General features: G+C 28.3%; 13 protein-coding genes. 7 read left to right on the plus strand and 6 right to left on the minus strand.

Features of this window, described 5'->3' with window-relative positions; translation table 11 throughout:
* Window positions 1-171: 171 nt before the first annotated feature.
* Together NNC19_RS22430 and NNC19_RS22435 are read right to left on the minus strand one after the other, a co-directional pair.
* On the minus strand, window positions 172-711 hold the full coding sequence (locus NNC19_RS22430; protein ID WP_310940928.1) for a phenolic acid decarboxylase: 540 nt from the start codon (window positions 709-711) through the stop codon (window positions 172-174).
* A 242-nt stretch (window positions 712-953) separates the two neighbouring features.
* Window positions 954-1,223: an iron-containing alcohol dehydrogenase gene (locus NNC19_RS22435; RefSeq protein ID WP_310940929.1), complete on the minus strand. Its 270-nt coding sequence runs from the start codon at window positions 1,221-1,223 to the stop codon at window positions 954-956.
* Window positions 1,224-1,400: 177 nt separating this feature from the next.
* Between NNC19_RS22435 and NNC19_RS22440 the strand changes: the two genes are divergently transcribed.
* Entirely contained in the window at window positions 1,401-2,246 is an 846-nt protein-coding gene (locus tag NNC19_RS22440; RefSeq protein ID WP_310940930.1) for an AraC family transcriptional regulator, read from the plus strand.
* 41 nt (window positions 2,247-2,287) lie between these two features.
* On the opposite strand, the gene NNC19_RS22445 is transcribed toward NNC19_RS22440, so the two are convergent.
* Both NNC19_RS22445 and NNC19_RS22450 read right to left on the minus strand, forming a co-directional pair.
* Complete coding sequence (locus NNC19_RS22445) at window positions 2,288-3,028, minus strand: TIGR03915 family putative DNA repair protein (protein WP_310940931.1); 741 nt, start codon at window positions 3,026-3,028, stop codon at window positions 2,288-2,290.
* A gap of 11 nt (window positions 3,029-3,039) precedes the next feature.
* Entirely contained in the window at window positions 3,040-4,383 is a 1,344-nt protein-coding gene (locus NNC19_RS22450; RefSeq protein ID WP_310940932.1) for a putative DNA modification/repair radical SAM protein, read from the minus strand.
* 186 nt (window positions 4,384-4,569) lie between these two features.
* Between NNC19_RS22450 and NNC19_RS22455 the strand changes: the two genes are divergently transcribed.
* The 4 genes from NNC19_RS22455 (at window position 4,570) to NNC19_RS22470 (ending at window position 9,850) form a co-directional block, all read left to right on the plus strand.
* Window positions 4,570-5,703 carry a deaminase domain-containing protein gene (locus tag NNC19_RS22455; protein ID WP_310940933.1) on the plus strand — a complete coding sequence of 378 codons (1,134 nt, stop codon included), beginning with the start codon at window positions 4,570-4,572 and terminating at the stop codon, window positions 5,701-5,703.
* Window positions 5,704-5,820: 117 nt separating this feature from the next.
* Entirely contained in the window at window positions 5,821-6,603 is a 783-nt protein-coding gene (locus tag NNC19_RS22460) for a TIGR00266 family protein (RefSeq protein WP_310940934.1), read from the plus strand.
* 278 nt (window positions 6,604-6,881) lie between these two features.
* A complete protein-coding gene (locus NNC19_RS22465) occupies window positions 6,882-8,981 on the plus strand; it encodes a glucose PTS transporter subunit IIA (RefSeq protein ID WP_310940935.1) in 2,100 nt (699 codons plus the stop codon).
* 20 nt (window positions 8,982-9,001) lie between these two features.
* Window positions 9,002-9,850, plus strand: a complete 849-nt coding sequence (locus NNC19_RS22470; RefSeq protein ID WP_310940936.1) for a PRD domain-containing protein — start codon at window positions 9,002-9,004, stop codon at window positions 9,848-9,850.
* A 129-nt stretch (window positions 9,851-9,979) separates the two neighbouring features.
* Here the strand turns inward: NNC19_RS22470 and NNC19_RS22475 are convergent, their stop codons facing one another.
* Together NNC19_RS22475 and NNC19_RS22480 are read right to left on the minus strand one after the other, a co-directional pair.
* Window positions 9,980-10,444, minus strand: coding sequence for a GreA/GreB family elongation factor (locus NNC19_RS22475; protein ID WP_310940937.1), 465 nt, complete (start codon window positions 10,442-10,444; stop codon window positions 9,980-9,982).
* 158 nt (window positions 10,445-10,602) lie between these two features.
* Window positions 10,603-12,957 (minus strand): immune inhibitor A domain-containing protein, encoded by a 2,355-nt coding sequence (locus NNC19_RS22480; RefSeq protein ID WP_310940938.1) that lies wholly within the window; start codon window positions 12,955-12,957, stop codon window positions 10,603-10,605.
* 316 nt (window positions 12,958-13,273) lie between these two features.
* Between NNC19_RS22480 and NNC19_RS22485 the strand changes: the two genes are divergently transcribed.
* Window positions 13,274-13,753: a hypothetical protein gene (locus NNC19_RS22485; RefSeq protein ID WP_310940939.1), complete on the plus strand. Its 480-nt coding sequence runs from the start codon at window positions 13,274-13,276 to the stop codon at window positions 13,751-13,753.
* Between the two features lie 177 nt (window positions 13,754-13,930).
* Entirely contained in the window at window positions 13,931-14,764 is an 834-nt protein-coding gene (locus NNC19_RS22490) for a Tim44-like domain-containing protein (RefSeq protein WP_310940940.1), read from the plus strand.
* Window positions 14,765-14,862: the final 98 nt, after the last annotated feature.

The raw sequence follows: 14,862 nt of genomic DNA on the forward strand, positions 1-14,862 counted from the left end.
TTTGTTAACATTTTTATCACCCAAGAATATTTTATTATAAAAACGAAAGAGTGTCGACTTTGTCGACACTCTGAAGTATGCTGATTAAAATTAGCATACTTTTTATTATAGTTTGTCCTAAATGGTAGGGTAATATCTGTTCAATGATAAATTTTATAAATGTAATTAAAATTATTTTTTTATTTTCTTGTAGTTTTCATCAAAGTATTTTCCATTACGAATATCATCAGTCATACCTTTATAAGGAGCTTCACTGATAACATCCTCATTATTTTGACCTGCATTTCCCATATAAGTTATAGTAGCAAATTCAGGAACTACATATTTAGGATAAGTTTCATATTTTTCTCTAGATTCTAACATTAAGTCAATATGCTCATTTTGATAAGTTACTGTGATTTCTGGATGTTCATGAACCCATTTAGGGAAAAAGATAACTCCATGTAGTTTTTCTTCATTTGGCATAAAGTCTAAAGCAACATCTGTACCAGTTGGTTCAGTCCAAGTTATCTTAAATACACCATCTGTTAATTTAACAATATTTGCTTCTTGATCTGTTACCCAACGTCCTGCTACCATTCCACCATGGATACGATAATCTACAGTGTGGTCGTTTTTTGCATACCATTCATATTCCCAACCATTATCATAAGTATAAATAAAATGAGTTCCTAAGAAATCTTCTAAGTCCTTGAATATTTTTTTTGCCATAATATTTTCCTCCTTCAATTACATGAAAAATTAAACATGTAAATACATACATGTTTATTTAATGCTATTTTATACCTATTAAATAAGGTTGTCAATAAACATATAGTAATAATGAATGTATTGTATAATAATACAGATTTAGGTATGATATAATAGAAAAAGTTTCTTTTTTGAAGCATAATAAATGTACCTAATAACCTCAGTAGAGAAAAGAAATGTCTATTGAGGTTATTTGTTTTTTCTTAATCATTAATACTACCACTAGTAGTCGTAATTAATGCTATTCCTTTAGAGCAGTCATGAGCATAAATGCTGTCATATGGAATAATAAAATCAAGATTGTATTTTTTTAATATTTCCAATTTAGATTCAACTGATTTGATCGTTATATTGGGCTGAAGACTATCAAAAATGGCATATCCGATTCCTTTAGTTTCTAATACTTTTGTTAAATTTTCTGTTAAAATTTCCTCAATTAAATTGGTTTTCGAGATAAAAAAATTAGAGCCCATTTAGAAATCCTCCATATTGTTGTATTTTCATATTTAATCATAGCAGGTATGTTTGAATGGTAACTAATCATAGTTTAATAAAAATATCTTAAATTTAATATTTTATTATTAATATATATATTTAAATTAAACTTGTTGTGATAAAATACTTTATATAAATCCATGAGGTGTAAAGAAATGAATAATTTTAGCAGAAAATTAGAGCTATTAGATGGTCTAGAAACTGAATTCCTAAGAATCCTTTATTACGACTTTGATAAATATTATAAAGATACATATAAGTCTTATGAATATCATAGGCTATGTACTATTATTAATGGGGAAAAGAAGGTTCAAGTAAATAATTATAATTCTTTAACTTATGTTAAGGATGAATTTATTTTTTTATCACCAAATTCTAGTGTGAATTTGGAAATTAATATTCCAACAAAAGCTTTAGTTTTAGAGTTATCAGATACATTAATAAATAGGATTAATGATAGAGTTAATATTGAAGTCGTTAATGATCTGAAGCCAATTAAAAACTTAAATTTTAGTCATATTAAAAATAATTTGGATTTAAATAGATCTATAAATAAAATTCTTTCTGTTACTACAAGTGATGATAAAAATAAAGAGTTTTTAGCTGATATTTATGCTCAAGAATTAACATATAATCTACTTAAAATTAATAGTTTACAACATTTATTAAAAATAGATAAAAGGAGTTCAATTCAATTTTCTATTGATATAATGAAAAATAATATTTTAAGTAAGATAAGTATAGAAGAGATAGCTAGTATGGTGGGTATGTCATTAGCTAATTTTTCAGCTAAATTTAAAAGAACGACTGGAATATCTCCTAATGAATATTTTACAAACTTAAAGCTTATTGAATCTAAAAAATTATTAAATCAAAAAAATGTCACAGAAGTTGCATATGATTTAGGATATGAAAATATTTCTCATTTTATTAGTTTATTTAAGCTTAAATTTGGTATAACTCCTAAACAATATATTATAAAACAGAATATACTTATATAATGAAAGCGTTATTTTTAGATAGGCCACATTATGGTGACCTATTATTTAAGTTCTGTTAGATGATTCCAATATCTCTTAGGCATGTGCTGATTACGTAATCTATGATTTTTTCGTTCTTTTATATTAACAGAATTATAGAAAGTTTTCCAAAGAGATTCATATTCACTATCTTCTCTATATGAGTTAAAGGTTTTTGCATCTTCTTTAAAAAATTCAGTTATAATACCAGATTTTTGGTTATATATAATTGCAATTTCTCTTTTTAAATCATGAATTATAAAGTTTTGATCAGAAAATCTATTTGTAAAATGATTAAGTATTAAAGGTAAAATGTTATGATCAGGTTCAATGGATGCATAGAAAGTTAATGGGGCAATTTCTTTAAATCTTACAAATCCAGTGAACATATGAGATTCATTAGTAACCTTTTTTACATATTTATCAACAGAAATTATAATATCATTATTTTTAGCTAAATTAATATTTACACCATATTTATAGCAAAGTTTAAGATATTTCAAAGTAAGAGAATCAGAATCGAGAAAATCACTAAGATATAGATAATAAATATTTCTTAAAATTTCATAATTAAGTTTTTCTATAATACTTTTGTAAACTCTATCGAATTTATTATATTCTGTTGAAATATTTATAACTTCATTAAGAAGTGAAGGAGTATAATCTTTCGATTTTGTTATTATACAATTTTCCTTGCAACTGTAAGCATAGAAAATAGCAGTAAGTAAGCCTTCAAAGGTATTATCATAAATATATTCTTTCAAAATGAAGCCTCCTATAATTCACCTGTGAGTGATGAGGATTTATCACCCAATAAAAGTAATTTATTATTTGGAAAAATTGTTTTGGAAGTTGAATTATTCATATTTTTATCAAAAAAACTTAATTGTTGTACATCTTCGTCTATTATATTTAAGTCAAATTTAGGGGTAAGGACCTTTCTGATACGCTCATCATCAAAGGTTACTGACCCATAATATTTTCCTTTACAAGTTATAAAATATTGGGCTCTTTTGATAATTATCCCAAGCTTTTTTAAATCGAAAAAATCTAATGAATTAATTTTACGAGCACTTACTATTTTTTGTGCACCACGCATTCCAATTCCAGGAATTCGTATAAGTGTGTTATATGGAGCCTTATTTATTTCAATTGGAAATAGATGAATATTGTTTAAAGCATAAGTTGTTTTTGGGTCAAAGTTAATATCAAAATTAGGATTTTTATCATTAAGTAGTTCAGCTGCTTTAAATCCATAAACCCTAAGTAGCCAATCTCCTTGGTATAGTCTATGTTCCCTAAGTGTTGGAGGATTTTTTAGTTCTGGTAAATTATTTCCTTTATTAACAGGAATATAAGCTGAATAATAAACCCTTTTTAAATCAAATTTATTATATAGGTTTTCTGTTAAGTTTAAGATATTCAAATCACTATCTTTGGTAGCTCCGACAATTAATTGTGTACTTTGTCCTCCAGGTACAAATATAGGTGAACTTTTGTATTTTTTTTGTTCATATTTACTTACAATAATATTATTTTTTATATCTGACATAGGCTTGAAAATATCATTTTTACTTTTTTCAGGGGCTAATAATTTAAGGGACTTTGATGAAGGTAATTCTATATTTACACTCATTCTATCAACAAGTGAACCAGCCTTTTTTATAAGGTCCTCATCAGCTCCTGGTATTGCCTTTAGATGTATATAACCTTTAAAATTATGTTCATTTCTCAATTTGTGTACAACTGTTGTGAGGTGTTCCATCGTAAAGTTAGGACTTTTAATAATTGAAGAACTTAAGAATAAGCCTTCAATATAGTTTCGTCTATAAAAATTCATAGTTAAATTTACAACTTCATCAGTAGTAAAAGTAGCTCTTTCAATATCATTTGATCTTCTATTAATACAGTAAGAGCAATCATATATACAATAATTTGTTAAAAGTATTTTAAGTAGAGATATACATCTTCCATCTGGAGTAAAGCTATGACATATACCACTTTGAGCAGTTGAGCCAATATTTCCTTTTTGGGATTTTCTATTTGAACCAGAAGATGAACAAGATACATCATATTTAGCTGCACCTGTTAAAATTCTTAGTTTTTCATCTAATTCCATTTTTATCACCAATCTTTGAATTTTTTATAAATTTAGTATATCCCATTTTTAATAAAAGAACAAGTGTTCGAGAAAGTTGCATTTATAGAAATTTATAGTTTGAAAGTTTCCGTTATATATAATAAAGTAGAATTTGTATGTAAAAAAATTATATTTTTTAGAATAGATTAAAAGTAAGAGGTAAAAATGAACCAAATAGATATAGTATCAAAGAAAAGAAAAAGAGAACGAATAAAAATTAGTAGCATATATGATTTTAAAGATGTATTAAGAAAAGAAGGTTATGATGTAAATGAACTAGATGATGAAAAATTTAAGAAGGAAATTACAAGAATTTTTAAATTAGAGGAGAGTGCAATAGAAAGAGTACATAAATACATTAAAAATATAGATATCACATATAAAGTAAATAATGCTGAAGATTTTATTGATTATATAGAAAAAATGATACTATTTGAAAAAGAACATAATAAACTATGTGAAAAAATAGGTGGAGTAAAAAAAATAGATATAAATAGGATTGAATATGAAAGAGAAGTTACATCAAGAGATAATGTGGAAGATATTATAAATGCCATAGAGGAATTAAAAAGTAATATATCTATAGTAATAAATAATGAAGAAAAATCACAAATAGAAAATTTACAAAAAGAAATAGATAAGGAATATCTTTTTGCGAAGGATATTGAACTATTAAAAAAAATGATTATTACTAGTAGTGAGAAAGTAACAGAAAAATATAATTCTAAAACTAAAACTAAAACATTATCTATAGAAATTTCTAAGAATATAGATTGTCACTATATCAAAGCAAAGAAAGGAACTGTAGAGTATCATGAGCATTTAATTAATATAATACCAAGAATGCAACGTTTAACTAGGAATATAAAAAAGTATATGAAAGCTCATGAAAAAGAAAAAACAACATTTAAAATAGATCAAAGCAAAACCTTACAGGATTCTATAAATATAGCAATAGCAATATTTCACAATAAGGAGTTTAAAGCTATAAGTGGCAGTAATGATATAAAAAATTATTGTACCTCACCATTATTATATAAGGCTATTTTTAAAAGCAGTAAAGTTAATAAATTAGGTGAACTAGGAGTAGGATATAACAGAATTAATGATAGTGAAAAAAAGATATTTGAAGAAATAAATAAACAAATTGAAGCAAAGTTATTGAAAGATGAAGGGAATCTTGTGCTATATAGTAAATGGGAACCGTGTCCAAGCTGTTATTTTGTAATTTATCAATTTTGTAAAAAGTATCCTAAAATAAAGGTGGAAGTAAAATATAATAGGGGTTATGGTGAATAAAAATAAAAAATTAATGAATTTATTTTTATAAAAATTTATAAAATTGAATGAAAGAGGGGATTCACGTGAAAAATAAAACAAAGGTATTTTGAAATTAATAATATTTGGAGGTATTTTATGAGTCATGAAGTAGATTTTGAAATTATAGGAAATGAAATGCAAATTGCAGAAATTGAATTAGATCCAAATGAAAGTGTAGTAGCAGAAGCTGGTGCTATGATGTACATGGATAATAGTATACAAATGGAAACTATTTTTGGTGATGGATCAGATAAGGGACAGTCAGGTGGATTAATGGGAAAACTAATGGGAGCAGGAAAGAGAGTATTAACAGGTGAAAGTCTTTTTATGACTATGTACACAAATATAGGAGTGGGCAAGCAAAGGGTGGCGTTTGCAGCTCCTTATCCAGGGAAAATAATACCATTAGATTTAAATAATTTTAATAATAAAATCATATGCCAAAAAGATAGTTTTCTATGTGCAGCTAAAGGAGTAGCTGTAGGAATAGAGTTAACAAGAAAAATAGGTGCAGGTTTTTTTGGAGGGGAAGGTTTTATACTACAAAAGTTAGAAGGTGATGGATTAGCTTTTGTTCATGCAGGTGGAACTATCATAAAAAGAGATTTGTCATCAGGAGAAAAGCTAAGGGTAGATACAGGCTGTGTTGTAGCATTTACAAGAGGAGTAGACTATGATATTGAATTGGCTAAAGGTGTCAAATCAGCTATTTTTGGTGGAGAGGGATTATTTTTAACAACATTAACAGGACCAGGAACAGTTTGGCTTCAATCTATTCCATTTAATCGTTTGGCAGCTAAAATTATAAGAATGGCACCATCAAGAAAAGAGGAAGGATCAATTCTTGGAGGCTTAGGTAATTTGATAGATGGAAATTAGATAAATCAGTTATTAAAAGTGAAGTCTTTTGTTGAGGTTTTTAAAATTAAATAGATTTAAAATGTGAAATATGCGAAATATAAGTAAAAATATTGACTGATAAAGTAGAAATGTGATAGAATTAAAATTACGATATAGTATGTAACTGGTAAGCAGGCATTAACTATACATAGATATTGGAGAATGTTTATGTAGGTTGATGCTTTTTTTGGCGCGCAAAAAAGCATCTTAAAACATCTCAATATGTAGTAATAATTATAGATAAGGGAGAAAGAGTTATGAAAGACAATATTTTTGGCGTTTTACAACGTGTGGGAAGATCATTCATGCTTCCAATTGCTATTTTACCAGTAGCAGGATTGTTTTTAGGTTTAGGTAGTTCATTTACAAATGAAACAATGATAAAAGCCTATGGACTTAGTGGTATACTTGGACATGGCACATTTTTACATTCAATACTTACTGTGATGAATCAAGCGGGAAACATAGTATTTATTAATTTACCATTATTATTTGCAATGGGTGTTGCAATAGGTATGGCAAAAAAAGAAAAGGATGTTGCAGCTCTATCTGCAGCAATAGCATTTCTTGTAATGCATTCATCAATAAGCGCTATGATAGATATTCATGGTGGTGCTGATAGTATGCTTAAGGGATCAACAGATACAGTACTTGGAATTACTTCATTACAAATGGGTGTTTTTGGTGGTATTATAGTAGGAATAGGAGTAGCTATATTACATAATAGATATTATAAAATACAACTACCACAAGTGCTATCATTTTTTGGTGGGACTAGATTTGTTCCTATAGTAAGTGCAATAACATATTTAATTATTGGAATATTAATGTTCTTTATTTGGCCTGCAATTCAAGGGTTAATAAATGCACTTGGTAATGCTGTTTTACATTCAGGGTATGGTGGAACTTGGCTTTATGGTTTCTTAGAACGTTTATTAATACCTTTTGGTCTTCATCATGTTTTTTATTTACCATTTTGGCAAACAGCACTTGGAGGTACAGCTACAATAGGTGGAAATGTTATTGAAGGAGCTCAAAACATTTTCTTTGCAGAACTTGCAACATCAGGAGTAGAACATTTCAGTGTTTCGGCAACAAGATTTATGGCGGGTAAATTCCCACTTATGATATTTGCTTTACCTGGTGCTGCACTTGCTATGTATAAAACTGCTAAACCAGAAAAGAAAAAACTTGTAGGTGGATTATTAATATCTGCAGCATTAACTTCAATGGTTACAGGTATTACTGAACCACTTGAATTTACATTTATATTCGTTGCACCATTATTATATGGATTACATTGTGCATTTGCAGGACTTTCTTATATGCTTATGCATATGTTTAATGTTGGAGTAGGAATGACTTTCTCTGGTGGATTTATTGACTTTTTCTTATTTGGTATATTGCAAGGAAATTCTAAGACAAATTGGTTTGCAGTTGTAGTTGTAGGAATAGTGTATTTTGTAGTATACTATTTATTATTCTCGTATATTATTAAAAAGTTTAACTTAAATACTCCAGGACGTGAAGAAACAGAACAAGTTCAACTTTATAGTAGAAGTGATTTAGAATCTAGAAAAAGTAATGATGCAGAATATCAACTTTCAGCTATGATTTGTAAAGGTCTTGGTGGAAAGAATAACATTTCTGATGTTGACTGTTGTGCAACTAGATTACGTTGTACAGTACATAATTCAGAACTAGTAAATGATGCATTATTAAAGCAAACTGGAGCATCAGGAGTTGTTCATAAAGGTACTGGAGTTCAGATTATATATGGACCAAGAGTAACTGTTATAAAATCAAATTTAGAAGATTATTTAGCTACAGCACCAAATGAAGAAGTAGCAAAAATTGAAAAAAGTATAGTTTTAGAAGATAAATCCAAAGCTACTAAAACAATAATTTTAAATAGTCCATTAACAGGTGAAGCAAGAGATTTATCTGAAGCACCAGATGAAGCATTTGCAAACAAGATGATGGGAGATGGAGTTATAGTTATTCCAACTGATGGAAATGTTGTAGCACCAGCAGACGCAGTAGTGAATTTTGTATTCCCATCAAAACATGCAGTAGGATTAACTACAACAGATGGATTAGAATTACTTATTCATATAGGAATAGATACAGTAAAACTTGACGGAAAAGGTTTTGAAGTTTTTGTAAAAGAAGGAGAACAAGTAAAGATGGGTGATATATTATTAAGCTTTGACTTAGATTTTATTAATGATAATACACCATCTATTGCATCACCATGTATCTGTACTTCATTGAATAGTAAACAAAAAGTACGTTTATTAAAAACAGGAGAAATAAACGCAAAGGATGCTTTAATAGCAATTGATATATTTGAATAACGCTTAAGAGGAGGCATAAAATGTTCAGAGTTATAAAGGGCTTAAATCATAATGGTGTTCTAGCTATAGATATGAATACTAACCAAGAATATATTTTGCTTGGAAAAGGTATTGGTTTTGGGAAAAAAGTGAATGAACGTATGGATGCACCAGAAAACACCAAAATATATCTATTACAAAAAGAAACATCTAGAGGTTCCAGTAAGGAAATAATAAATAATATAGAACCTCAGATTTTAGAAATTGCCAGTAGCATTATTATGGAAGCAGAAAAGAAATTTTCAAAAGTAGATGAGAACATTTTGTGCCCACTTGCAGACCATATTGCATTTGCAGTAAAAAGAGTAAAAAATAAGGAGCAGATAAGTAACCCCTTAACACAAGATATTAAGGCTTTGTTTCCAGAAGAATTTGAGGTTGCATCTAAAGCTAAAGATATTATAAGAGAATTAGAAGGAATTGAAGTAAGTGATGATGAAATTGGATATATAGCACTTCATATTCATTCTAGCCTAGGGGAGGAAAAAATATCACAAGCAATGGAAACTGCAATGCTTGTGAGAAATTGTATTACATCTATTGAGAAGAATATTGGAAAAACAATTGATGTTGAGTCATTATCATATAATCGCCTTATGAGTCATATTAAATATATGGTGGCGAGGACATTAAAAGGTGAAACAATAAAGCTTGATATGAATGATTACATTAAAGAGAGATTCCAAAAATCATTTGAAATTGCTGAAGATATATGTAGACAATTGGGCAGTGGACTAAACAAAGAAATTAAAGATGTTGAAATTGGGTATCTTGCCATGCATATTGAAAGAGTATTATCAGATGAATCAGATCATATAGAAAATATATAAGTTATTTTAAATTAGTGGATTAATAGAGAATTAATATAAAGCCCATCATAGTAGAGATTTTTACTATGATGGGTTGTTTTTATATAATAGCCATTGAAGATAATTCTTTTGAGTGGTCAAGAAATATTATTATAATATTTCTAATACTTCTACAGTATATTTTTCACCTGGAGCATTAACTTCAACTATATCTTGAACTTTCTTTCCAGATAAGGCTTTGCCTAAATCTGATTCTATACTAATGCACATATTGTCAGGATCTAAATCCATTGTAGTTACTAGGGTTATAGTAGCTTCATAATCATCTTCAATGAACTTGATTTTGGCCTTGCCATTAATTCCAAGTACTGATTTATTTGTACTGTCATCATCTATTATAGTAGCAGTTGATATCATAGTTAATAAGTATTGGATTCTATTATCATTTGCTCTATAATTTGCACATGCTTCTTTATATTCTGCATTTTCAGATCTGTCGCCATGAGCAGCAGCTACTAATTTTTCTTTTGCTATTTCAGCTCTTTTCACAGTCATCCTATATTCTAATTCTTCTTGTAATTTTCTCATATTTTCTATTGTTAGGGCATTATTCATAAAGCATTATCCTCCCAAAATATTATATAAATATTATATAATATTTTAGAAAAAATAAAAGATATTATGTGGTTTTGAATTAAAATTAAGCTAGTATAATGCAAAATATAAAAGAAAAAATGGCTTGTACACAATCGTTCAAGCCATTTCTAAAAAAATTATTTTAATTTTACTACTATATTACCTTGGCTACTATCATCTGTTTGATCAATAACATTTACCTTTATACCAAATTGAGGTAAGATAACACCTGCATCAGGAATTAAGTTAGTAATATATGTTCTGTCATCTTCAAAAGCAGGATTCTTTGAATTTGAAGTATCAGTTAAAGTTCGAGAAGGTGTTGAATTACTATAATCAATGGACATATCTTTATCTTTATTTGTGCTAAATGTTGCATCATGCATTTGGTATATAGTATCAGCAACAGAGCCATCACTCCATTTTAAAGTCTTTTGATCTCCATCGACAATGCTTAAGTAACCATGTCCAGGATGAGTTCCAGTCCAGTTATCACTATATAGATTATCTACATACCATACTAATAGACCAGGTTCATAGGACATAATACTCGAACCACGTTTAATATGATTCAATCCTTTATCAGTAGCAGAATGATTTCTGAATTCGAGCAAGTAATATTGATCAGTAAGTTTGTTACCATCATCTGTACTAAAACCATCTAATGTGAATTTAGAATCTCCTTCAGCATCATCAAATAGAATTTGTTTGTCATCAATATCAAGATTTATATCATCCACATATAAGCCAGACATCTCTGCTGCAACATCAGTCCAATAGTTTATCTTTAGGTTAATCTTTTTACCAATGTAATCTTTTAGATTAAAGTTTGCATCTACCCAACCATTAGATTTACCTGTAATTCCGTTACCAGGATTTTGATTATTTGGATTATTAGTTGTTGTAATATTTCCAGGAATACTTGTCCAAGTATTTGTGCCATCTATTTGAACTTGAACAGAACCGTAATCCCAACCATTTTCTATGTCATACCAAGTTTTAAAATTTAAATCTGAAGAAGTTGCATTTGTTAAATCTATACTAGTTGTCATAGAATTATTTAAATTATTACCTTTACCACTAAAGTATGCATATTTACCACTAAAAGGAGTGGTTATTGTAGTTGCCTTTTTGGGAAGAGTAACCTTAACTACATCATTGTTGTTTCCTTTTATACTAGATGCATCTAAAGTATATTTTTTACCCTTTGTAGTTAATTCAGATAAATCTACTGTATTACCATGTTGCCAATTTCCACCATAGGTTTTTTGGAAGTATTCTTTTGCATATGGACTAAATCCTGAAGGTTCAGTTCCAGGAATAGTTCCTGACCAACTTCCTTTTGACATAATTGACCAGTAGCTTATTGGTTCACCTTTACCAGAATAGTTTGTATCATATTCATCAGGAAGTCCTAAGTCATGTCCAAATTCATGACAGAATACACCAGCAGCACCATCCTCAGGCATAGTGGTATATGGATATGCAGACATATCTGTGCCAGGAATTTTCCATGGTTGAGATGAACCATTTACAATATCATAAACTTTTGAACTATGTGACCAAATGGCATCAGTTTTTAGTGAACCGCCACCAGCTTCTTCACCCATTCCAGAGTGAATAACCATAAGGTGATCAATGATTCCATCAGGTTCATTTAGGTTGCCATCACCATCCAAATCATGTGGATCTTTTAAATCATAATCTTTAAGATTTATGTTTTTAGAAGCATCAACTAAAGCTTCTTTTACAAGGTCTTTTATATTTATATTATTACTTCCACCTACATTTGCACCATAGTATGCTGCTGGATGTTCAGCTTTATACCATCCTTGTACACTTCCTTCAATATCATAGCTTTTACCAGATTGTTCATCATAATATTGTTTTAGGGAAACAAGATTTTCACCATTAGGGCCTTTATAGCCATTAGGGCCAAAAATCATATCTTGATAATGTGATTTTGTGTAATCTTTATAATACATATCAGTGTCATTTGCAGTTAATGTATTATGAGGAAGGTCTGGAAATTCTATTAGTAGAACAAGTGCTTTATCTTTTGTTACACTTCCATCCCAAGAAGTTTGAGGATCATTCTTTTTCTTCTTTTTTTCTTTATCTTCCCCAGCCTTACTTAAGAAACCTTTCTTTATTGCATCCTTACCATATTTCTTTAAACCTTCAACAGATTTAATGTCTAACTTAGTTGGATCTTCATTTTTTACATTTTCGTTTTTAATTAGATACTCTTTAAGAATTTTATTAGCATCATCTTCTGAAGCATCTTTTGGAATAGTTCCATTTTTCTTTAACATATCTAGCAATTTCTCATCATTAGCAATAGCTAAGTCTGCACCTGTGTCTATACTAGGTATAATAACTCCAGTTGGAGAAGTCGAATTGGTAGTATAAGCTTTGACATTTAAGCTTGTTGCTGCACTTAAAGTGATTATTGCAGCTGTTAGTAATGATATTATTTTTGATTTTAACAAAATAATTTACCCCCTTTATTATCATTAAGTTAATATTGTAAACCCCAAAGTATTACAATATTAACTTACCATAAATAACATTATGTGTAAATGATAGCTTAAAGTGGAATAGAGATATAAAATATAATTATACTTAGTAGAGGAGAATATTTATTTAGATAAAAAAATGAAAATAAAGAAAAATTTATTATAAACAAATAAAATAAACTAAATAGAGTTAAAAAATTAAAAATATAAAAATGTTGTTTTAATTTGCTGAATAATTTATCATAAAATTAAAATAAGGATAAATTATAATCAGAGAAGGCGGATTTAAATGAATAAAGAAATTAAAATATCATTAGAAGAGTTGAAAAGTAAAAATATTATATATATAAATAACATACAAGAAGGATTCAATAAATATCCCAATTGTATAATTGAAGGAACTGAAGATTATGTCAATAATTTCATAAGAAAACTCGTTAAGATAAATGGTTTAGAGAATTCCTATGGAGATTTTTACTATGGAAGATTAAAGGAAACTGAAAAAGACAAAATAAAAGCAGTTCTAGATGAAAATGAGGTTAACTTTATTGAATCAATTAAGCTAGGAAAAGATGACACTTTTGTGAGATTAAATTATGAACTTCTTGAAATATTACTAAAACTTACAGCAAAAGAGATTCTTTTTAGTAGCTTTTATTTCACAAAATATCCTTCTTTAATATGGGGAAATTATGAAACAAAGTATCCAATGTTTTTTAAAGATGAAGATATAAAAAACATAATAATGAATGAGATTTTATATGCTTGAAATAGACCAGAGAAATAAAGTAGAATTAATTTGAAATTGTAAGTCTTACAGAGAAACTTTTATTTTCTGAAGTATATTATTAATGAAAGTGAAGTTATATTTATTGAATCTCTTAAGTTAGGTAGAGATTACATCTACACATAAGAAGAAGATTTTAACTATTTATAGGGGGTAGTTATGAGTAAGTTTAAATTAAATAGTTTTATAAGAATTTTGGTAATAGTATCATTTATGGTGTTTATAATTAATGAACAAGCAGAAGTTTTTGCAAGAGCTGGACATAGTAGTTCAAGTCACAGTAGCTCAGGACATAACAGTAGTTCAGGACATAGTAGTAGCTCAAGGTATAGTAGTAGTAATAATAGTTCATCAAGTGGGGAAGAAAGCTCAGGGTATAGTGTTTGGGATTTTTTTAGGGATCAACTTCTAAATGTTTACAATTGGCCATATATATTTGTTGGACTGGGAATACTCATATGGAGAGGGTTTCCTGTTGTTGAGGATATTACAGATTGGATTAGAGTACAAAAAAGAAAATTCAGAATGAAATTAGATAGGAAGAAATCATTAGAGATTGAGAAAAAATACAATTATGCAGATATAAAGAATCTAATTGAGGATGCTTTCTATGCAATACAAAATGCATGGATGGAAAGGAATCAAGATTTAGCAAAAGAATATATGAGTGAAAACTTATATAATAAACATAAAAAGCAAACTGATAGGATGAAAAAGAATAAAGAAAAGAATATTATTGGAAAATTTACTGTATTAGAAACAACCCCAAAGTTCTTAAGGAATCAGGAGAATTATGGAGAGAGTTTGTGGATACATATAAGAGCAGAATTAATTGATTATACAATAAATGAAGAAACTAACAAGGTAATAGATGGGTCTACATATGAGCGTGCCAAGTTTCAAGAATATTGGAAGTTTATAAAAATAGATGATAAATGGATAGTAGACGAGATAAAACAGTCATATCAAATTTATGATTTAGATTTCTATTAATTTTTAAGAGAAAAAATAAAAATGGGGCTGTATCAAAATAAATTTGATACTATCCGATAAAAAAAGAGAATTCAAAATTGAATTCTCTTTTTTAGCGC

It is taken from the genome of Clostridium sp. SHJSY1 (assembly GCF_031626875.1).
Lineage (GTDB): Bacteria > Bacillota > Clostridia > Clostridiales > Clostridiaceae > Clostridium.

What these genes read in the sequence shown, in the direction of transcription:
- NNC19_RS22465 (WP_310940935.1), top strand. Translation starts at nt 6,882, where the DNA reads ATGAAAGACAATATTTTTGGCGTTTTACAACGTGTGGGAAGATCATTC.
- NNC19_RS22490 (WP_310940940.1), top strand. Translation starts at nt 13,931, where the DNA reads ATGAGTAAGTTTAAATTAAATAGTTTTATAAGAATTTTGGTAATAGTA.
- NNC19_RS22470 (WP_310940936.1), top strand. Translation starts at nt 9,002, where the DNA reads ATGTTCAGAGTTATAAAGGGCTTAAATCATAATGGTGTTCTAGCTATA.
- NNC19_RS22485 (WP_310940939.1), top strand. Translation starts at nt 13,274, where the DNA reads ATGAATAAAGAAATTAAAATATCATTAGAAGAGTTGAAAAGTAAAAAT.
- NNC19_RS22435 (WP_310940929.1), bottom strand. Translation starts at nt 1,223, where the DNA reads ATGGGCTCTAATTTTTTTATCTCGAAAACCAATTTAATTGAGGAAATT.
- NNC19_RS22455 (WP_310940933.1), top strand. Translation starts at nt 4,570, where the DNA reads ATGAACCAAATAGATATAGTATCAAAGAAAAGAAAAAGAGAACGAATA.
- NNC19_RS22450 (WP_310940932.1), bottom strand. Translation starts at nt 4,383, where the DNA reads ATGGAATTAGATGAAAAACTAAGAATTTTAACAGGTGCAGCTAAATAT.
- NNC19_RS22440 (WP_310940930.1), top strand. Translation starts at nt 1,401, where the DNA reads ATGAATAATTTTAGCAGAAAATTAGAGCTATTAGATGGTCTAGAAACT.
- NNC19_RS22430 (WP_310940928.1), bottom strand. Translation starts at nt 711, where the DNA reads ATGGCAAAAAAAATATTCAAGGACTTAGAAGATTTCTTAGGAACTCAT.
- NNC19_RS22475 (WP_310940937.1), bottom strand. Translation starts at nt 10,444, where the DNA reads ATGAATAATGCCCTAACAATAGAAAATATGAGAAAATTACAAGAAGAA.
- NNC19_RS22460 (WP_310940934.1), top strand. Translation starts at nt 5,821, where the DNA reads ATGAGTCATGAAGTAGATTTTGAAATTATAGGAAATGAAATGCAAATT.